Annotated in this window: 18 protein-coding genes and 1 pseudogene; 9 read left to right on the forward strand and 10 right to left on the reverse strand. The window is 34.3% G+C overall.

The features are described 5' to 3' along the window. Positions 1–164: 164 nt before the first annotated feature. The 5 genes and pseudogenes from C9J37_RS22840 to C9J37_RS22860 all read left to right on the forward strand — a co-directional run. Positions 165–1742 carry a spore germination protein gene (locus C9J37_RS22840; RefSeq protein ID WP_107897234.1) on the forward strand — a complete coding sequence of 526 codons (1578 nt, stop codon included), beginning with the start codon at positions 165–167 and terminating at the stop codon, positions 1740–1742. Positions 1743–1767: 25 nt separating this feature from the next. Next, on the forward strand, positions 1768–2949 hold the full coding sequence (locus tag C9J37_RS22845; protein ID WP_107897235.1) for a Ger(x)C family spore germination protein: 1182 nt from the start codon (positions 1768–1770) through the stop codon (positions 2947–2949). 19 nt (positions 2950–2968) lie between these two features. Then, positions 2969–3202 carry a hypothetical protein gene (locus C9J37_RS22850; RefSeq protein WP_107897236.1) on the forward strand — a complete coding sequence of 78 codons (234 nt, stop codon included), beginning with the start codon at positions 2969–2971 and terminating at the stop codon, positions 3200–3202. Positions 3203–3246: 44 nt separating this feature from the next. Continuing rightward, positions 3247–4335 (forward strand): GerAB/ArcD/ProY family transporter, encoded by a 1089-nt coding sequence (locus C9J37_RS22855; RefSeq protein ID WP_107897237.1) that lies wholly within the window; start codon positions 3247–3249, stop codon positions 4333–4335. Positions 4336–4519: 184 nt separating this feature from the next. After that, positions 4520–6155 (forward strand): annotated as a pseudogene (locus C9J37_RS22860) (methyl-accepting chemotaxis protein); the annotation flags it as partial. Positions 6156–7185: 1030 nt separating this feature from the next. Here C9J37_RS22860 and C9J37_RS22865 read toward each other — a convergent pair. After that, complete coding sequence (locus C9J37_RS22865; protein ID WP_235617214.1) at positions 7186–7539, reverse strand: winged helix-turn-helix transcriptional regulator; 354 nt, start codon at positions 7537–7539, stop codon at positions 7186–7188. A 125-nt stretch (positions 7540–7664) separates the two neighbouring features. Here C9J37_RS22865 and C9J37_RS22870 point away from each other — a divergent pair, with 125 nt between their 5' ends. Then, positions 7665–8387, forward strand: a complete 723-nt coding sequence (locus C9J37_RS22870; RefSeq protein ID WP_107897238.1) for an SDR family oxidoreductase — start codon at positions 7665–7667, stop codon at positions 8385–8387. 506 nt (positions 8388–8893) lie between these two features. Here C9J37_RS22870 and C9J37_RS22875 read toward each other — a convergent pair. From C9J37_RS22875 to C9J37_RS22915, 9 genes are all read right to left on the reverse strand, one after another. After that, a complete protein-coding gene (locus C9J37_RS22875) occupies positions 8894–9703 on the reverse strand; it encodes an IS3 family transposase (RefSeq protein WP_107897239.1) in 810 nt (269 codons plus the stop codon). A gap of 318 nt (positions 9704–10021) precedes the next feature. Next, positions 10022–10702: a CPBP family intramembrane glutamic endopeptidase gene (locus tag C9J37_RS22880; protein WP_107897240.1), complete on the reverse strand. Its 681-nt coding sequence runs from the start codon at positions 10700–10702 to the stop codon at positions 10022–10024. A 123-nt stretch (positions 10703–10825) separates the two neighbouring features. Beyond that, positions 10826–11584, reverse strand: a complete 759-nt coding sequence (locus C9J37_RS22885) for an ABC transporter permease (protein WP_107897241.1) — start codon at positions 11582–11584, stop codon at positions 10826–10828. Continuing rightward, on the reverse strand, positions 11581–12300 hold the full coding sequence (locus C9J37_RS22890; protein ID WP_235617215.1) for an ABC transporter permease: 720 nt from the start codon (positions 12298–12300) through the stop codon (positions 11581–11583). Before C9J37_RS22890 ends, C9J37_RS22885 begins: the two co-directional genes overlap by 4 nt. 26 nt (positions 12301–12326) lie before the next feature. Next, a complete protein-coding gene (locus tag C9J37_RS22895; protein WP_107897243.1) occupies positions 12327–13040 on the reverse strand; it encodes an ABC transporter ATP-binding protein in 714 nt (237 codons plus the stop codon). Positions 13041–13132: 92 nt separating this feature from the next. After that, positions 13133–14137, reverse strand: coding sequence for a sensor histidine kinase (locus C9J37_RS22900; protein WP_107897244.1), 1005 nt, complete (start codon positions 14135–14137; stop codon positions 13133–13135). Next, the gene (locus C9J37_RS22905; RefSeq protein ID WP_107897245.1) at positions 14134–14811 is read right to left on the reverse strand and encodes a response regulator transcription factor; all 678 of its coding nucleotides are present in this window, start codon (positions 14809–14811) and stop codon (positions 14134–14136) included. The genes C9J37_RS22900 and C9J37_RS22905 overlap by 4 nt, the downstream gene beginning before the upstream one ends. Positions 14812–16280: 1469 nt before the next feature. Then, positions 16281–17297, reverse strand: a complete 1017-nt coding sequence (locus C9J37_RS22910) for an anti sigma factor C-terminal domain-containing protein (protein WP_107897246.1) — start codon at positions 17295–17297, stop codon at positions 16281–16283. Beyond that, on the reverse strand, positions 17275–17790 hold the full coding sequence (locus C9J37_RS22915) for an RNA polymerase sigma factor (RefSeq protein WP_107897247.1): 516 nt from the start codon (positions 17788–17790) through the stop codon (positions 17275–17277). The genes C9J37_RS22910 and C9J37_RS22915 overlap by 23 nt, the downstream gene beginning before the upstream one ends. A 612-nt stretch (positions 17791–18402) precedes the next feature. Between C9J37_RS22915 and C9J37_RS22920 the strand changes: the two genes are divergently transcribed. The 3 genes from C9J37_RS22920 to C9J37_RS22930 are packed head-to-tail and all read left to right on the forward strand — an operon-like array spanning position 18403 to position 19503. Then, complete coding sequence (locus C9J37_RS22920; protein ID WP_107897248.1) at positions 18403–18618, forward strand: type II toxin-antitoxin system RelB family anti-toxin; 216 nt, start codon at positions 18403–18405, stop codon at positions 18616–18618. A 26-nt stretch (positions 18619–18644) separates the two neighbouring features. Next, complete coding sequence (locus tag C9J37_RS22925) at positions 18645–19043, forward strand: hypothetical protein (protein ID WP_107897249.1); 399 nt, start codon at positions 18645–18647, stop codon at positions 19041–19043. 46 nt (positions 19044–19089) lie between these two features. Beyond that, positions 19090–19503, forward strand: coding sequence for an MFS transporter (locus C9J37_RS22930; protein WP_107897250.1), 414 nt, complete (start codon positions 19090–19092; stop codon positions 19501–19503). Positions 19504–19723 lie beyond the last annotated feature (220 nt).

Below are 19723 nucleotides of genomic sequence, written 5' to 3' on the forward strand. Positions count from 1 at the left end.
AATTGGTTTTCCCTCAAGATTCATTTTCAATCTTCAATAACTAGACTATTTTCTCGGTACAAATGTACTTGAGCATTATAAATCTCATGAAATTCCTAAAGTATTAGATTTTGGTGAATAATTCAGGATACTTATAAAAAAATATAAATAGAGGTGTTTTGGCATTGAGTTTTTATAAAAAATGGTCCTCTGATTCCAATGAACAAAATGAAAAATTAAAAAAAAGTAAAGATTTTGATGAAACTCTAAATTCAAGTCTTCAAAATAACATCAAACAGATAAAAAAAACTATTGGTGATAGTAACGATATTATTATTCGTGAAATAAAAATAGGGAAACTAAAAGATCAATCAGTTGGAATTATATACACTGACGGCTTAGTTGACCAGACAATTATTTCTAATTTTATTATGGAATCTTTGATGCTAGATATGGAAAGAATGGATGTTCACATCTCTGAGGATATCATTAATTTCTTAAAAGACTATTGCTTAACTATAGGAGATATCAAGGATATTACTAGTTTTAATGCTTTATATAGCTCTATTTTAAATGGAGATACGGTCATATTGCTTGATGGTCATTCCAAAGGAATTTCTACAAGTACAAGAAGTATAAATGGGAGAGAAGTTTCTGAACCTGTAACTGAATCAGTAATACGTGGACCTCGCGAAGCATTCACTGAAACAATGAGGACAAACACAGCATTAATTCGCAGAAAAATAAAAGACCCTAACCTTTGGGTGAAGTCTAGAATTATAGGGAAATATACTAAGACGGATGTTTCTATTATGTATATCAACGGTATTGCGAATGATAAAGTCGTTAAAGAAGTTTTGACACGTCTAGATCGAATTGATATTGATGGAATACTAGAAAGTGGTTATATAGAAGAACTAATTCAAGACACTACGTTGACTCCTTTTCCAACTGTATATAATACTGAACGCCCTGACGTAATTGCTGCCGAACTATTGGAGGGAAAAGTTGCAATTATAGTAGACGGTACACCGTTTGTTCTTATAGTGCCTGCTCTATTTACTTCCTTTATACAAGCGGCGGAAGATCATTATCAACGCTCGGATGTAAGTAGCCTTATTCGAGTTATGCGTTATTTAGGAATAGGAATTGCTCTATTAGGTCCTTCATTTTATGTAGCCATTACTACTTTTCATCAAGAAATGTTACCAACGCCTATGTTATTAAGTATTGCAGCTCAGCGAGAAGGGGTCCCTTTCCCAGCCATAGCAGAAGCGTTAATAATGGAAATTGCTTTTGAAATTTTAAGAGAGGCAGGGCTTCGAATGCCTAGAACAATTGGACCGGCAGTTTCTATTGTAGGTACATTAGTGATTGGTCAGGCAGCAGTAGAGGCTGGAGTAGTTTCTGCCGTTATGGTTATCGTTGTATCGTTAACTGCTATTTGTAGTTTTTTGTTTCCTTCTTATGGCCTATCTAATACATTTCGGCTATTACGTTTCCCTATGATGGGTTTAGCAGCAATTTTTGGTTTGTTTGGAGTGATGATTGGTATTATCGCTTTAATTCTTCATATGTGTAGTCTTCGTTCGTTTGGTGTTCCTTATATGAGCCCGTTTGCACCATTTATTCCATCTGAACAGAAAGACTCTATTCTACGCTTTCCGCGTTGGGCTTTATTAAATCGGTCTCGTTTACTAAGTCCGAATAATAAGACAAGGGGGATTAACCCGTTAAATACAAAGACAAAAGGAAGGGAGTAAATCTTTTCACACGAGGGGGAATTTTATGAGAAAAACATTGATATTCTTGTTTATTTTGTTTGCCTTATTTATTAGTGGTTGTGGGGGAAAGCGTGAACTTAACGAACTTGCTATCGTTGTAGGTATGGGGATTGATAAAGCGGAAGATGGGTATGAGGTATCACTTCAAGTTGTAAATCCGTCTGAAGTTTCCTCTAAACAAGGGAATAGTGGTAGGTCACCGGTTGTAACTTATCATGCAAAAGGGAAAAGCGTATTTGAAGCAATTAGACAATCAACAACTGTAACTCCACGTAAACCTTATTTTTCACATATTCAAATACTTGTTCTAGGAGAAGAATTGGCTAAAAATGGAATAAGTGAATCGTTGGATTTTTTTTCTAGAGATCATGAATTAAGAAGTGATTTTTATGTCATTGTATCGGATGAAACAACTGCAAAGGATATTTTGTCCATATATACACCTTTAGATAAAATTCCTGCAAGTAAAATGTATAACTCCCTTGAAGTATCAGAAAAAGTGTGGGCCCCCACTAGCTATATTCATATACATGATTTAATTAATGAAATTAGTAAGAAAGGACAGAGCGCAGTTTTAACTAATATTCGTATTGACGGAGAGGCAGACCTCGGAAAAGAGCGGATTAACATTGAGAAAATTGATCCTCCAGCTAAATTAAAGTACTCAGGGTTAGCAGTATTTAAGCAAGATAAATTAGTCGGCCTACTAACAGAAGATGAAAGCAAAGGCTACAACTATTTAAAAAATAATATAAACAACACTCTAGGAGTTATAGCATGTCCCAAAGAAGGAAATTTATCGATAGAACTATCCAAGGTTAAAACCAAAGTGAAGGGAAAAGTAAAAAATGGGGTACCGTCTATTCATGTTAACATTAATATTAAACAAAATGTGGGGGAGGTAAATTGTTCTATTGACCTTTCTAAAGAAGAAACGAATGCCTACATTAATAAAAAAACAGAAGACCGAGTGAAAACAATTGTAGGAGAAGCCCTTGATACTATTCAAAAGGATTATCAAGTCGATGTATTAGGATTTGGAGAAGTAATTCATCGAACTGATTATAAAGAATGGAGAAAAATAGAAGATAAATGGCATGAATTGTTCCCTTATTTAGAAGTTAATGTATCTGTTGAAGTAAAAACTATTGGGTCAGGTACCAAAATAAATTCTATTTTGCATTAAGAAAAAGGAGTAATAGATTATGCTAGCCATTACAGGAATATTAATTATATCAAGTACAATAATTCTTATTGAATTTCCTTATCTTCATTCAAGTAATAATCTGAAGGAAATATGGGTTTTCTCCATTTTGCTACTATTTGCTACAGGATTAGGTATTGCTATGGCTTTCCAAGTTAAAGTACCTAATCCTATAGATGGGATTTCCTTCATTTATAGACCTGTAAGCGATGTCATTCTACGTATTTTTACTTAGTTAGAAATAGCTTTTGCATTAAATAAAAAAAGGGGTAAAAAACAGTGGAGAATCAAGTTATAAGTGCCCGTCAATTCACAATAATTGTTACTTTTTATGCAATTGGTACAAGTTTTTTAATCCTCCCTGGAACTATTGTGGGGGAAGTTAAACAGGATGCTTGGATAAGCTCTATTTTAGCTGTACTCATCAGTTTGGTAATAGTAAAAATTTTTATTGCAACAGGTAATATCTCATCAAATATGTCCCTCGTAGAGATTAATAGGAAGGTATTGGGTGTGTGGATAGGGAATGTTGTATCACTTACTTTTGTTTTTTTTACCTTTATGACAGCGGGGGAACTGTTATATTTTGTTAGTGATTTTATGAATACAAGTATCATGCATGATATGTCTGCATATTCGTTTAGTATACTTTTTGGGCTTATTATTATCTTAGGTTGTAGTTTAGGTTTAGAAACTTTTTCTCGCTCGGCAGAAATTTTATTTCCTCTATTTTTTATTTTTTTCATCTTATTTATTTTTTTAATTTCTCCTCAGATACGTATTGAAGATATTCAGCCTGTATTAGAGGATGGACCAAAACCCATATTATATGGTGTGTTGCTTTTTATAAGTTTTTTTTCGCTTCCAATGGTATCTTTGTTAATGATATTTCCTGTCTCTCTTAGGGATAAAAAGGAAGCACGAAAAGGATTTTATATAGGCACTATTGTAGGCGGAGTTGTATTAATAATTATAGTTACTTTATGTATTTTAGTTTTAAATCCTAATAACACTGCACACTCCAGATATCCAGGTTATGACTTAGCCAAACTTATCACCATTGGTAATTTTATTGAGCGTATAGAAGTTATTATGGCTTTTATGTGGATTGTTACTATCTTTTTTAAAACGTTAATCTACTATTATGCATCTGTTATCGGTCTAGGACAAATCCTAAAAATAAAAAACTATCGAGTTCTTAATTTACCTTTAGGATTTACTTTAATACTGCTATCTTATTTTATTCATCCTGATATACTTCATTCAGATATTTACAACAAAGGTCCTTGGATTCCTTTCGTTGCTACCTATGGGTTACTCCTCCCGCTTCTACTATTGGTTGTGGCTAAAATTAGAAAAATTAATTAAGCTCGAACTCACTACCACTTTTTAAAAACAAAATGTCATAGACAAAAAGAGGTAGTTCCTAAAGAAAGATAGACATATTGAATACGAGTTTTTAATAGTAGTGGAGGACTTGTTGAACGAAGAAATAACTTGTAGCTGTTAATCTGCTGTATGAGCTAATAAAAGGAATAATAATAAGCGATGGAATGGCACATTCATTCAAGAACCGAAATTGGTTACTACTTCTAATTTTAACCCAATAGAAAGAAATTGGTATAAAGGAGCTGTAGAGATTGAAGGAGATTCTTTTATAACAGAGCCTTACAAAGGTAAGGGTACCGGAGAAATGATTGTTACAATTGCTCAGCAGTTAAAAGACAAATCAGGGGTTGTGGCAGTAGATCTTAAATTGACAGATTTACAAAAAAATGTCAGAATCTATTAGTATAGGAAAAGATGGATACTCTTCTATTTTTGATGAAAATAAGAAAGTTATTTCGCATCCTACTTTAGAGGGTGGGGGGGAAGTGAAAGAGAGCTTCTTTAATCATATGTACGAGAAAGAATCTGGTACATATGATTATGTATATGAAGGTGATAAACGAATATTATTTTTTACAACGAATAAATTGACGAACTGGAAAATTACAGGGACTATCTTTTCTAAAGAAATAGACAAAGCTGCTGCAACAATATTATTTAACACTATTCTTATATTAGCTATTGCTATTGTGGTAAGTGCCATTGCAGTTCATTTTGTGATAAAAGGTATCATTAGACCAATTGAAAATTTAAAAGAAAGTGCAGTGACAATCAGTAAAGGTAATCTAACTGAAAAAGTTTCCATCACATCTAATGATGAGATTGGAAAATTGGGCCAAGCTTTCAATGACATGCAGGATAGTCTTCGAACACTAATAAAAAAAGTAGAAGTAAATGCAGAAGAAGTAGCCTCTTCTGCGGAAGAGCTAACCGCTAATGCCAATCAAACTAGTATGGCAACTGGGCAAGTGGCGATTGCTGTACAAGAAGTTGCTACTAGTGCAGATATACAAACAACAAATGCAAGCAAGAATGCTGCATCTTTAAATGAACTATCAAAAGCAATCCTTCATATTGCAGGAATATCTTCCGCTGTAACCAATCTCTCTCAGCAAGCTACTGTTCAGGCAAATGAAGGTGGGAAAGCAGTCCAAGATACAAAAGTTCAAATGAATTCAATTCATCTATCAGTATCAGATTCAAACAAAAAAATTCAAACGTTACATGAACGTTCACGACAAATAACGTCTATTTTAGACGTTATTACAGGCATTACTGATCAAACGAACTTACTTGCCCTAAATGCGGCTATCGAGGCTGCAAGGGCGGGAGAGCAGGGGAAAGGTTTTGCAGTAGTAGCCGATGAAGTACGTAAACTTGCAGAGCAATCACAACATTCAGCAAAACAAATTTTCGACCTAATAAATGGAATTCAAGCAGACACTGAACAATCTGTAAGCATTATGGCTAAAGTAGCAGAAGATGTACTAAATGGCTTACGAGTATCAGATGAAGCGATTGCCAAGTTTCAAGTGATAATGACAAGTATGAAAGAAATTACTCCCAAAATGGAGGAAGTTTCTTCCTCATCAGAACAGATGTCAGCTAGCGTTTTAGAGGTTGCAGCTATTACGGAGGATTTGGCTTTTACCGCTAAAGGAAATGCTGCTACATCAGAAGAAGTTGCTGCTTCTACAGAAGAGCAATTAGCATCTATGGAAGAAATTAATGCATCTGCTCAATCACTTTCTCATATGGCGGATGAGTTAAAAGCACTTGTTAACCAATTCAAATATTAATGCCTATTTTAGTGACTCAATATGACATAAAAGATTTACTAAATGATCTCGATATAGATGAGTCAGTCTCCAGTCTAATAACAAAAAGATAAACCCTTGTTGCGTGTTGCAGCAAGGGTTTTCCTGCTTTTATAAAGGGGCACTTATTTTACCTTTGTCTCTTCCACCATCTATAAGCAGCCTATACGAATCATGGCATATTGAATTATACAGGTCGAATTTAATACCGTCTATTTCGATCTTATGTTCATACATTGTATAGGTATTAAATGACTATGGTGTAGTAAACTAGTAACGCTATTATCTAAAATGGTTTGCAAGGTGATTCTTCTTTAAAGTTAGCTGCCTCACTTATGGGATTTGTTATTATGATTATAATTATTGAGGAACTTGCGTAGTGGGTGCAAATAGTTTAGCTATGCTATGACTAAAATTAGACCGTTAAAGATTGTGAAATTACGGGGTGGTAAAGGATTACAACATAATTATACAATTAAATTCAGTCTGAGTTTTTTAATCCCAGTTATTCAGCTAATCAATTGATTTATTTAAACATTTAGTCATATCCCATTCCAGGATTTTTATATTTATTTGAAAAAATTCGTTCATCGTTGTAGCGATTATTTCAACAATCATTATTATCTTCGCAATATATAATTAATAATTATTGGTAATTTTAATCAACTTTTCCAAGGACGTATCACAAAAGTATTGACTCGAATTTCTATATTAGGCTAATCGATTTCTGGGGCTGTTATAGCGGTGGCTGTTGTCACCGCCTTCATTCAACTAGACTAGTAGCTAAAACCTCTTAATTTAATTATTGTATTATATTCCATATTTGTTTTCTTTCAACTAATGCCCCGTTAAATCAAATTAAATTTAAGAGTCTCTGTAGAGATTGAGAAAAATCATTTAATAAGCATTGGTTACATTAAAAAAATTTATTTATCAGAATCCTATTTCTAGGAAAAGATTTAAGCACAAAACAACCGAATCTTCAATGAACAAATAATCGGTTGTTTATTTATTACTCCTCAAACTCACATAACACACGTTCTAAATATTCCCTATTTACATAAGTAATTCCCCATTCACAAATCATATCGAGTAAAGGAATAAGGGATAATCCTTTTTTAGTTAGGGAATATTCTACTCGAGGAGGAACTTCTGGATAAACAGTTTTTATAATTAGTTCATCCCTTTCTAGTTCCCTTAATTGTCTGGATAGTGTTTTATGTGAAATATTCTCAATATATCTTTGAAGCTCTCCAAATCGTTTGAGAGGGTTCTCGTATAGTTCATATAAAATCATTATTTTCCATTTCCCTTGAATGATTTGCATCGTTGCATCAAACTCATTTAAATATTTTTTCTGATTCAATTCATTGTCCCCCTTAAATAAGTACCTCAAGGTTACTAAAGGACAAAGAGGTGCCTACTTTACCTCAAGTAGCTTCAATTGTAAACTGATTTTACTTAGAAATCAAAGTAGGAGTGACAATCAAAATGAAAACAGGATTTATTGCAATTACAGGTGCCTCATCAGGTATTGGTGAAGCTACAGCAAGGAAATTTGTGGAGAACGGTCATAATGTTTTAGTTATAGCTCGTCGTGCATATTTGTTAGAACAATTTACAGGTGACAATGTAATGAAAGCGAGTGTGGATGTAACAGATAGAGAAGCTTTAAATAAAGTTCTTATGGAAGCTGAGGCCAAATTTGGACCAGTGGAAGCAATCGTAAATAATGCTGGACGTATGTTATTAGGAGATATCGCTACTCAAAACCCTAGTGAATGGAAAGAAATGTATGATGTGAATGTGTTAGGTTTATTAAATGGAATGCAAGCAGTACTTCCCTCTATGATTGAGCGCCACACAGGAACTATTATTAATGTAAGCTCTATTGCTGGAAAGAAGACATTCGCTGATCATGCGGCATATGTGGGGACGAAATTCGCAGTTCATTCAATGAGCGAAAATGTTCGTGAAGAGGTTTCGAAGCATAACGTACGTGTTATAACAATTGCGCCAGGTGTAGTTGAGACAGAATTACTATCACACACATCTGACGAACAAATTAAAGAGAGCTATACAGAATGGAAGGAATCTATTCATGGTGGTCTAAATCCAAATACAGTTGCAGAAACAATTTATTTTGTATTTAATCAACCACAAAATGTGAATATTCGGGAAATCGTATTGGCACCAACAAAACAACATGCATAAATACAAAAATACAGAGAAATAAGAGTATTGGAGGATCTTTTCGCAGAGAGTTTTTGGAGATACTAAAGTAATTAATCGAATGATAAAAAGCGAATCCAACAATTTTTCCGGAACACAACTTGAAGATTTTGGGGAATTTTTGAAATATCTGAAGTAGTATTGTCAGTAGAATTTACTTGGGAATAAAGGACATAGTGCTTCCAGTCTTGCGTTTTTCGCTTGATAGATTTTTTAATTATTGAATTAATTATTTTGGTTTGTTGTTATTAATTCGTAAATAATTCATAAATATCTTTTATGTGATATTTATGCTATTTTAGATGATTAAGTACTTTATTAAATTCTAGCTATTATTGATGTGGAGGAGCTAATTTTGGCTCTTCTTTTTTTGATTTAAGTTGCACTAAAAATTTAGAATAATATCTTTGGAAAAGAGAGGGGAATTCTATAAAGTGAACTGAACCCTATTTTGTAGACAGTTTAATAAAAAGGGATGTAGTTTTAAGTTAAGCCGCAATGAGATGGCTTCGGTAAGTTGCCGGAGCCATCTTTTTTAATGTCCATTGCTTTCGTGTGTGATTATAATGGTCCATATAGTCCATCACTATTGTGTGTAATTCTGCCAAACTTTCTGCTTGTTTATAATCTACTTCATCTTTGAAATGACCGAAGAACGATTCTATTGGCGCATTATCAAGACAATTTCCTCTGTGGGACATTGATTGGAGAAGTCCCATCTCTTTTACACGCTGCTGATATTCTGGGTGTGTATAATGAATACCTTGGTCCGAGTGAATCATCGCTTCCGGATGAAGATTGCCGTCTAGATGTGTTTTTAACTTTTCAAGCGTCGTATAGACAAGGGACATCTTTAACGTAGTAGATAATTCATATGCTACAATTTCTCGTGTTGCGACATCTTTCACGCATGATAAATACGCCCTTTGACCACCTCTATATTGCAGATATACGCGCTTCCGCTTTCTCAAGTTTTTTTCTGCGGATAAGTTTTCAAGGCGTGGACGACCAGTACTCTCTTTTCCACGACGTTCCTCGTAAAAGCCTTCCTTACCATGTGTTTGATATGTTTTCTTCCAACGGCTAATTGCACTTTGAGCTTTCTTTATTCCTATCATCTCTAAGTCAAATCCTGTTTCTCTGAAGATTTGGACTGGACCTTTTCCTTGTAAATTTGCCTGAACAGCTTTCAATTTAAAGTCGGCTGTATATTGAATTGAGCGGTCGGATACTAAGGCGATATTTGGATTCGCTTCAATTTGTCTGCGTTGGTGCTCGTTAAAAATTATTTTACTCATGATGTGCTCCCGTTCATAAATGGTATGGTTAGTATAACGGGGTTTTCAAACGTTGAAAATAGAAAAACCCCGAATAGGTCCACTTTTTTAAAGTGTCCACTATTCGGGGTTCAGTTCATGCAAAAGAGGAAGGCACTTTTAAATTATGGCTCTTTTAAAAAATTGTTACTGTTCAGTTAGTAAGGCAGAGTTAATCTACAAACGTTTGTAGATTAACTCTTTTTTGTTTTGATGTGTTTTTTAGTTTATTGATGTATACATTATAAATCCTTGTTGCACTAAAGTACCACGTTAGTTAATTAATAATATATTTTTCCGCTAAATAATGGTAACGAAAAAATTATGAAATGCGTGCAACAACACAACCGACCATAATGAACCTGTCTTTTTATAGACAAAACCAAAAAGTAAACCTATTGCAAAAACATATATATGGGTCCCAGCTATTAAGAAATCATAGAATCCAGCATTGTAAATCCAAATTGGGTAGTGAATGACCAAAAATAGTAAAGCAGTTACAATATTTGCTTTCCAAAAAGCCATTTTTTTATTGATTTCTTGTAAAATTAATCCCCTGAAAACAATTTCTTCGGCTAGCCCTGCCATAAGAATACCATTAAGGTAATCATCAATGGATAATGAAAATTGAAATGATTGCTGATTAATGATATATGTTTCAAAAGCAAAATATAAGCCAACTAACAGTGAAAGAACTACTCCCCAAAATAAACCTTTTTTAACATTAACGTTCATTCTTAAGTAGTCAAACGGGTTAGTATGTAAATAATATTTTATGTATAACCAAGTTGGAACAATCCATACAGACCCCTTAACCAAGGTCTCTAATAATGGGGAGATTATTTCACCGAACGAATAAATGTAGTCAATTAACCATAATTCTTTAAATGTCCATACCAAATAAAATACGAGTAGAAACCCTATCATTGTTTTTACATCATTATTTTTCACTTTACGTTCAACACTTACTTGCGATTCCATTTCTACCTCCATTAATGTAGTTATTTCCTATTTTTGAATCTTTACTAAGATTGCATTTGGGAACGTTATTTAGGTTGATTGTTTTCTTATATGTATTTTTCCGGTAGTAGCTGAAGCCTAAACTTAGGCATCTCGTTTACGGTAAAATACAATAGCTACTGTAATAAAGATCAGTGTCCATAACATTGAAACACCTGTCCCTTGTATTGGTGTAAGGACATTTATTTCATCCGAGGAAGGCGGCATATACATATAATATCCTGCCGTATCCGGAAAATAATTTTTAATACTGGGTAAAAAATCTCTCAATAATGGACTGACAATGAAATAATGACCAAGTAGTACCACTAAAGCAGGAGTGGTTCGTCTGAGTAGAACACCTATAGCTGCACTGAGAAGGGTGGTTAATGTTAGATAGCCGGTTGCACCTACTAAAGTTTTTATCATAGCGTCTATTTCAATCACTAATGCTGTGTCTCTCATCATAATACAAGCATATAGTACACCTGATGCAGCAATAATAAACGCCATAGGAATGGTTACAATTGCTAAAGCTAAATGCTTCGCGGATAGTTGAAACCCTCGCCAAGGGATCGTGGTTAAAGTAGTTCGAATCTGTCCACCCGTATACTCTGAACAAGTAGCTAAGATACCTAGAATAATGAACCCTGCTTGAAGATATTCCATAGAAGCAAGTCCTATTTTCAGTATACTTTGCGTTCCTGCAGCCCCTTGTAGACCAACAGAAGTAAAAGCTGCTGCTAAAACTAAATTTAGAATGAATGTCCCCATAAGAGTGAGCCATACCAATGGTAATGTAACTAATTTTTCCAGTTCAGCACCAAGGATTAGTGTTATCTTTCTACTAGAAGAGACACTCATGATGTAACGTCCCTCCTATGGAATACAATGGCTGCGACAATGAAAAGAACAGCTACCCAAGCAAACATGATTAAACCACCTGTGAATGGGGTGTGAAAACTGTCGCTCGTAAACATAAACATATCAGAGCCAGCCTTATCTGGTAAGTAAAACGCTAATTTTGTAACCTTAGTAAGGAGGTAAGAGATTGTTACAACAGATGAATTTATCATAAGCACAGTAAGCGGGATAACGCCATTTTTAGTTAGAACCGTAATTCCAAATGCTAAAAGAGCAGTAAATATCCAGTAACAAACCGCGCCGATCAGTCTAGATGCTTCAAATGCAGGGGCGTATTCACCAAGAATAAGATTTGTTGCTGTCACAGTTGTTAGAATAGCAACAATGGAAAGCAGTATGCTGATCACTGTCACTGCACTTGCTTTTGCCAGCAAAAAGTGAAAACGGGATGAAACAACGGTTAAACTCGTTGTAATCTGATTTCCTCCACCAGAGTCACTCCTTTCTGTCAAATACTCACTGCTGACAGCAAGCACACCAAGAATAATGACACCTTGCACACCAAGACATAAACCAATATAGCCAACTTCCGATAGACGTGTGCTCACTCCAGCTATAATCTTCTCTTTTTGTGCTGTACCGTCCAAGGCTGCAATGACCGCTGGGGCAAATGCTCCAATAAGAAAGGCAAGCCAAATACCCGGCAGGGAGAACAATTTAGATAGTTCCGCGTTAAATGCTCTCATACAACATCACCTGCATTTTTAGATGTCAGGGCAAAAAAGGCCTCCTCCAGCGTGGAATGATTACCTATTACTTCTTTCAATGTTCCATTTGCAACGATTTTTCCATGATTAATAATCACCACATCATCAACAGTCTCTTCAAGCTCTCCCATTAGATGACTGGATAGTAACACCGTGTTTCCAGACTCAGCGCGTTCACGTAAAAATGTCCGAATCCAACGAATTCCTTCTGGGTCAAGCCCGTTTACAGGTTCATCTAAAACCAATATTTTTGGATCACCAAGTAGTGCAGCTGCCAATCCAAGTCTTCTCCCCATACCTAGGGAATAATTTCCGATTCTTTTACCAGCTACATTCGTAAGACCTACTATTTCCAGAACTTCCTCGACACGTGAGCGAGATAATCCTGAGGCACGAGCAATCCAACGCAAATGTGCTCGTCCTGTTCGCATACGATGAGCTCCAAATCCATCAAGTGCGGCACCTACTGTTGCTAGAGGATTATGTAATTCTGCGAATGGCTTTCCATTAATTAGTGCACTCCCTGAGGTGGCACGATCTAATCCAAGCAGGATGCGAAGTGTAGAACTTTTACCTGCCCCATTCGGACCTAAAAAACCAGTTACTCTACCTGGTCTAGCTTTAAAACTGATACCTGATAAGATTTCTTGAGTTCCGCGATATTTGACTAAGTTATTAATCGTAAGCAACCACAACACTCCCTTTCTGTTATGGTTCTAATTATAAAAAAGCAAAGTTAAATCTCGGTTATCTTGCTGTTTACTTCTAGGTTAACTTTAGGTTAAGCTCTACCAATAGCTACTCTTGTACCATTTTCATTTGATGTAAAGTCAGCTTTCAGCTTCATTTTTTTCAACATATAATTTGCAGCGGATAAACCAATCCCCGCCCCACCCTCATGGGAAGAGTTATCCATACCTGGACCTCTGTCTGTAACAATGATCAGTTCTTTTTCTACATCAACCACAATGTTTGTATATTTTCCCTCTGCTGCATGGCGAAGAATATTCTGAAATAAATTATCCAGAACTCGTGTCATCCATTTAGGATCTGCTTCCCAATAAAAAGTCTTCTCTGTCGGTAAATCAACATCTAACTGAATTTCTTTTTCTTCAAATGCAGGATACCACTCAGCGACAGATGCTCTTACTAATCGTACAATATCTGTTGAAGTGGGATGAAAAGGATGTTTCCCTGATGTAAGCAATGTATAGGAAAGTAAATCATCCATTAGATCTCCGACTCTTGAAATCGTATGGTTCATCTCTGCTAATGAGCCTTGCCCTTCAAAACTCATAGATTCTTTATTTAATCTGGTGATAAGTCCTCTTAAAATGGTAAGTGGCGTTCGTAAGTCGTGAGATAAATTCGCAATGAGTCGATGGCGTAATAATTCCTCTTCATATTCTCGCTTGCGACTGTTTTCAAGCTGCTGAATCATCCAATTAAAAGAACTTCCTAACTGGTCTATTTCATCCATACGATCCGTTTGAACAGATATTGGTTTAGGTAATGAATTATTATTAGCTGAAAATGACATGGCTTCCTGTAAGCGGGTGAGACGTTTACGAAGTCTCAAGAAGAACAGCCAAGATATTACAACAAATGCGACAATAATAAAACCAAACAAAAGTACGGTAAAGTAAAACAGATTTAACATATTCATTTCTTTTTCATTGCTATCAGGAACGAACGCAGTGAAGAAAATAAGCATAAGAAGAGGAAAAAAGATAAATAGAAAATGCACTTTTAGAAAACGGCGAAATAATGATCTATTCTGTTTCATAGTTTCACCCGATAGCCTATTCCCTTCAACGTTTCAATAATTCCTGGGGAATCTGGATGACGTTCCAACTTTTGACGCAATCGATGGATATGCACCACTATTGTTTTATCACCAGTAATATAAGCTTCTTGCCAAATGGCTTCATAGATTTGTTCTTTGGGTAAAACCTGATTAGGATGGCGTAAGAAGTACATTAATATTTGATGTTGTTTCCCTGTTAATATAATTTCTTCACCTGTGCGTTTGTCGTATACCATTTGAACTTCTGGATCTACTTCAATATCATTTCCTAATGAAATGCGCTCGGAGTGTGTTCCAACAGTTCGACGGATTAATACTTCTAATCTTGCAACTAATTCATCCGTATGGAAGGGTTTCGTTAAATAGTCATCAGCAAATTTTAAACCATCTACTTTATCTTCTATCGATGTTCGAGCAGATAACAGCAATATAGGAACGGCAGGAGCTGCCTTCTTTAATCGTTTTCCCACAGTAAATCCGTCTAACCCGGGTAGCATGATATCCAAAATAACTAATTCATGCTGATTTACTTCTCTTTCGGCTCCTTCACCTGAAAGTAGCCATTGAACTGAAAACCCTCGCTGTTCCAGTTCTTCTTTTACCCAACAGCCTATTTTCTCATTATCTTCAATATATAATACGCTTCTTTTCAAGTAACATCCCTCTCTCTAAATTTCAAATTTATCTTGCATCAATTACAGTAACAATTGGGTGCTTTTGTGGCGCAGGTATCACGTTGTGTAGGAAAATGGACTTTGATCCATTATTTGTCATTTTAATATAAGTAAGTGAATGTTTTTTAAACTCCGTTTGACATTGCTTTCTATTTTTTTCTGAAAAGTAATCTTGCATTCTTCATAATCGCTATCATTTTTGAAAAGTAATGAATCTATATTTATAATCCAAGTGAATGTTTCCATGTTCAACTTATATCTTTCTGTATCGCTCCAAACTTTTATCTCCCAATAGCCATTTTAGCATCATTAATTTCTTGTAACTTCGTATCTACACTTTTCTTCATTCTAAGCCTAAAATCAGTTATAAATAATAATGCCCCTTTGCTTAATATTTTATTTGGGAATAACGTGTATTCCCACCACTATTCTACCGAAAGTATGTAAGATGGTAAAAAAAGTGAAGAAAAATAATTAATAGTTCTATATAAAATATAAGTACTCTAGCTAAGGAGGATATTATAAATTGTTGTTGCAAATGTTTTGATGAAATAGAAATTCAAGAGTTTATTAAGAGTATTGGTGAAATAGGTGACTGTGATTTTTGTGGAAACGAAAATATTAATATTTGTGACGCAGAAGAATTAGGCATGTTTATAAGAAAAGCCATTTAGTAGAGCATATGAGCATGTTGAAGGATTTTCAGGAGCAATGTGGGATTCAGAAGAGGGCGAGTATATTGGTGGTAAGGGAGAAGATTTCAGATAGTGCAGCCGAGTTTAATTAGGGAGAGTGGACCTGATGAATGGGATAAAGCGGATGGAGCAGATGATTCATTAGAAGATATCTCTAGTCTTTTAGGTTTCAACTTTCAACCGTTTGATTAAACTTTATTCCAAAGCTACAAGTATCACAGATTGTAACTTGATACACTTTATTAACCAAATGGTGAGAATTATAGATGAAGTTAGTTACTTGGCAATTTACGCTTATTATAAGCGTTATTTTGCACTATAAGTAAATATAAAAAAGCCCCATTTCTCGCATTAAAATTGAGAAATGGGGCTTTTATCATTACTCCAGAAAAGTGCCCGATTGTTGAAAATCGTTTTTCAATTAAAGGCACTGTAATTGAAGTATAGGAACGATAAAAAATGCAGTTTTAAAGCGTCAAATATACTGATTTTTATTCAGATAACACACGCTGTATAATCTTAAAAAGTACTATCGTAGCCCTGTTTATATATTTGCATAAAAAGCTGTATAAACATTCAAAGGAAAATCCAAGATGTTGGTTTAACAGTATTTTTGGGAATTCTGTGTCTATCCAAACCTCCATTTAGGAACGTTATTTAGTTTCATTTTGCATACTTTATAAGTTTTTAATGAACTAAGATTATATTGAATTTAATAAGGATAGGGACGTTTCTTCGTTCCTATCCAAATTTTTAGTACTTATCCGTAATTACTCCAATTGTTGAAGCTTTAATAAAAGGAAGATCATTTAATTGTGATAAGGTTTGTGTATCACCTGTGACAACTGCGCCATAATATTGCAAGTCATCCGCAGTTAATTGACCGTCTGCACCACTAAGAGTCTCATATAAGCGTTTAAATTCTCCTTGCCAATAGGCTTTGTATTGTTGATTTGCCTCAATCGCTCCAATAAAGTGATGAACGGGTTCTTCTTTTTTATCCCCATTTTCATCGAGCAGCGAAAGACCATAGACAGAGTGTTCTGAACGAAGTAAATTGCCTAATACATTTATATCCCCGTTTTCATTTACATATTTATATTGAAAATCATCTGTGTTTTCATTAACATCATCCACCCAAAGCCATGAGAGTGTTACATTATTTGAAATCATTGATTGCACCTCGTCAAATGTATAGCCCTGATCAAAAGATAGGGCGACTTCCATGATTTTGTCCTCCCCAATATCATCAAGCAATGCTAAATCATTACGATATGTTTTATATTGCAAAAACGGATAGAAAAACACCATTTCTCGTTGTCCTAATTCGTTATAGTGTTGATTTTGTAAATCTTCTTCATGCAAAGTTGGACCAATTAGAATTGGAGATGTAATATCTACCCGATTTAAATTTTCATCACGGAAAAGTCCATATCCAAATCTTTCTTGACCTGTATATACAACTTTTCCTTCAATGATTTTATAAGTTGTATAACGATTTTCTCCCCCTAAAAATCCTTGATAACGTTCCAGTTTTCCCATAAATTCATTCGGTGCAGATATTTCATAAAATCCACTAGCAGAAAACTGGACAGGGGTTTCCAATTTATGTGTAATAAACCGATTTAAAATGGCACCTACAATGATGACAACGATTAGAACAATACTGGAGATAATAACCACCCTCCAATTTGCCTTCCACTTTGCTTTTCTTATCGTTTTTTCCATTTTATTAACATCGAAAAGATCATCTATTTTCTCGTTGCTCATATCCTTTTTCCTCCCAAATCTTTTTAAAACTTTTTCGCGCACGTTGTAAATACGTCTTTACTTGTGTTTCTTTCACATCTAAAATCTCACTGATTTCTTTATACGACAGTTCCATGTAATACTTCAAAATGAGTAGCTGCTGGAATGTTGGCTGAAGTACATGCAACACTTCTTCCAATTCTCTAGCTTTCTCTTTCGTTAATATATTGCTCTCTACATGTTCAAACACTGGCAATAAACGTTCTAAATCTACCTCGCTTAACGTAACCAAGGATGTATTTTTTTTATAAAGAGAATAGTAGCGATTAATTGCCACTTTAAACATCCATGCCCGCATTTTCTCAGGTTCAATTTGTTGGAGGCATTCAATTGTTTTCATGATTGTTTCTTGTGTAATATCTTCTGCATCTTCTCTCGTTGCTCCAATTTTAATTAGATATTTAAATACAATTTTTGCATGCCCAAGGAGTATTTGCTCCCATATACTATTCAAAACTTCACCAACTTTTGGATATCCATTTTTAGTTCGTAGTGATCACTCACCTATATAACAATTGTAAAACAAAAAAGTATACAAATTTTCCAAAATTTTATAGAAATAAAAAACATTTAATCATATGAAGTTGACATATGACTAAATGTTTTTTCAAGATAATGTCCGATTATAGAGGAAATGAAAATGTCCCCAAAGCGTCGTTCGGTAACATTCCTTAAAAATTCTTATTCATCATTTAATTTTAGATATAGGGAATTTAAGTGTTCTAACTGATGAATTCAGCTTCTGGAATCGGACATTCAGCCCACTGCAACTTATTAATGTCAAAATCTTGAATAAAGCATAGTAACTGACTGCTAGTTTTATTGGATTCTCTTGAATAATTTTATTGCACTGTTGTCCCTCTAAAATTAGAGGTAATAAGCTACTAACTGGCGATTTGATTAAAAACCATAACGCTTTTTGCATAGTAGGTACAACATTCATTAAAGCCGCCCATCCATTGCCATCGTAAGTTTATAATCTTTACCTGTTTATACAATCAAATAGAAAATGTATAGTTTACACTACTTTTTGTATATAATACAATACATAAAGAGGTGAGAAATTTTGAAACGGGAAAAGGTTGAAAATAATGTAAGAAATATTAGAAGAGCACTTGACTTAACCCAAGAGGAATTAGCAAAACGAATAGGTGTACACAGACAAACAATTATTGCTATTGAAAAACAAAAGTATGAGCCCACAATCGGAGTAGCTTTAGCGCTTGCTACTGTATTAAACCAGCCTGTAGAAAAAATATTCTTTTTTACATGGGCAAAATAAGCCTTAAAATAAGGGAGGAAATTTGAATGCGTGTAAATAAATGGGTTATTTTAGTTGCTTATCTATTTATATTTTTGTATTTTGGTTATCTAAGTATTTCAGAATTTAATAAGGGGGGGAATTTTGGATTGCTGATGGGGATATGTTCATTTGTTGGTGGATATCAAGTAATTAAATGGTTAGCTAAAATAAAAAAAGAAGGTATAAATAATAAGGAGGTTATTGTGGATCAGCGGATAACTAGTATTATCTTAATTTCTCTCTCCATTTCATATATATATATAGTGATTTTCTTATCAGTTGGGTTATTTGGATTATATAATAATTATATTTCCATCGAACCGATTCTTATGATGATTTTAGCTATTCTAACAAGCGTTATAGTATTTTCTATTTCACAAATTGTACAACGTTTTATAAGATAATTCATATATTATTCCTTTGTTGTATTATCTAGGCGGTTTAAATGTTGTGATTATTTTAATATTGATGCCACTCATTTCTATCGTACAACAGTTTACCTATCCTACCCAAAGCTCTGTATTACCGAAAATCATTGAAGAAGATTCCTTCGTTAAGGCCAATTCATTAATGACATTTACCTATCAAGTGTTGGTCATATTATTTACAATTGCTAGTGGTATTATTATTTCACAGTATGGTGCAATCAACATGCTAATTACATCATCTGCCTTATCCATGTGCACTACGTTGCTTTATATATTCATTAAAATACCTGAAGATAATAGGGGATTCGACGGGATTAATATTAAAGAAGTTTTTTATGAATATAAGCAAGAACTTTATAAAGGTTCTTTATTTATAAAAAACTCATTTATTCCGAAATTTTTAATGGGGTCAATTATTGCCAATTTCTTGTTATGAGCAGTTACAGCAAATTTACCTTCATATGCAGCTTATAGAGGGAGCGAAGCATACTATGCATACTTTTTAGCAGCTATATCAGAGGGATTGTTGATTGGTTCTTTAATAGCAAATATATTAAGGAAATTTGATTTAGGTAAATTAACGATTATAGGATTTTTCATTTCAGGTGTTTTTTGATTGATTGCTGTTTATACTTCAAATCTTTATGTTTCCATAA

Source organism: Lysinibacillus mangiferihumi (assembly GCF_003049665.1).
Classification (GTDB): Bacteria; Bacillota; Bacilli; order Bacillales_A; family Planococcaceae; genus Lysinibacillus; species Lysinibacillus mangiferihumi.

What these genes read in the sequence shown, in the direction of transcription:
- C9J37_RS22845 (WP_107897235.1), top strand. Translation starts at nt 1,768, where the DNA reads ATGAGAAAAACATTGATATTCTTGTTTATTTTGTTTGCCTTATTTATT.
- C9J37_RS22850 (WP_107897236.1), top strand. Translation starts at nt 2,969, where the DNA reads ATGCTAGCCATTACAGGAATATTAATTATATCAAGTACAATAATTCTT.
- C9J37_RS22870 (WP_107897238.1), top strand. Translation starts at nt 7,665, where the DNA reads ATGAAAACAGGATTTATTGCAATTACAGGTGCCTCATCAGGTATTGGT.
- C9J37_RS22875 (WP_107897239.1), bottom strand. Translation starts at nt 9,703, where the DNA reads ATGAGTAAAATAATTTTTAACGAGCACCAACGCAGACAAATTGAAGCG.
- C9J37_RS22880 (WP_107897240.1), bottom strand. Translation starts at nt 10,702, where the DNA reads ATGGAATCGCAAGTAAGTGTTGAACGTAAAGTGAAAAATAATGATGTA.
- C9J37_RS22885 (WP_107897241.1), bottom strand. Translation starts at nt 11,584, where the DNA reads ATGAGTGTCTCTTCTAGTAGAAAGATAACACTAATCCTTGGTGCTGAA.
- C9J37_RS22900 (WP_107897244.1), bottom strand. Translation starts at nt 14,137, where the DNA reads ATGAAACAGAATAGATCATTATTTCGCCGTTTTCTAAAAGTGCATTTT.
- C9J37_RS22910 (WP_107897246.1), bottom strand. Translation starts at nt 17,297, where the DNA reads ATGAGCAACGAGAAAATAGATGATCTTTTCGATGTTAATAAAATGGAA.
- C9J37_RS22925 (WP_107897249.1), top strand. Translation starts at nt 18,645, where the DNA reads ATGCGTGTAAATAAATGGGTTATTTTAGTTGCTTATCTATTTATATTT.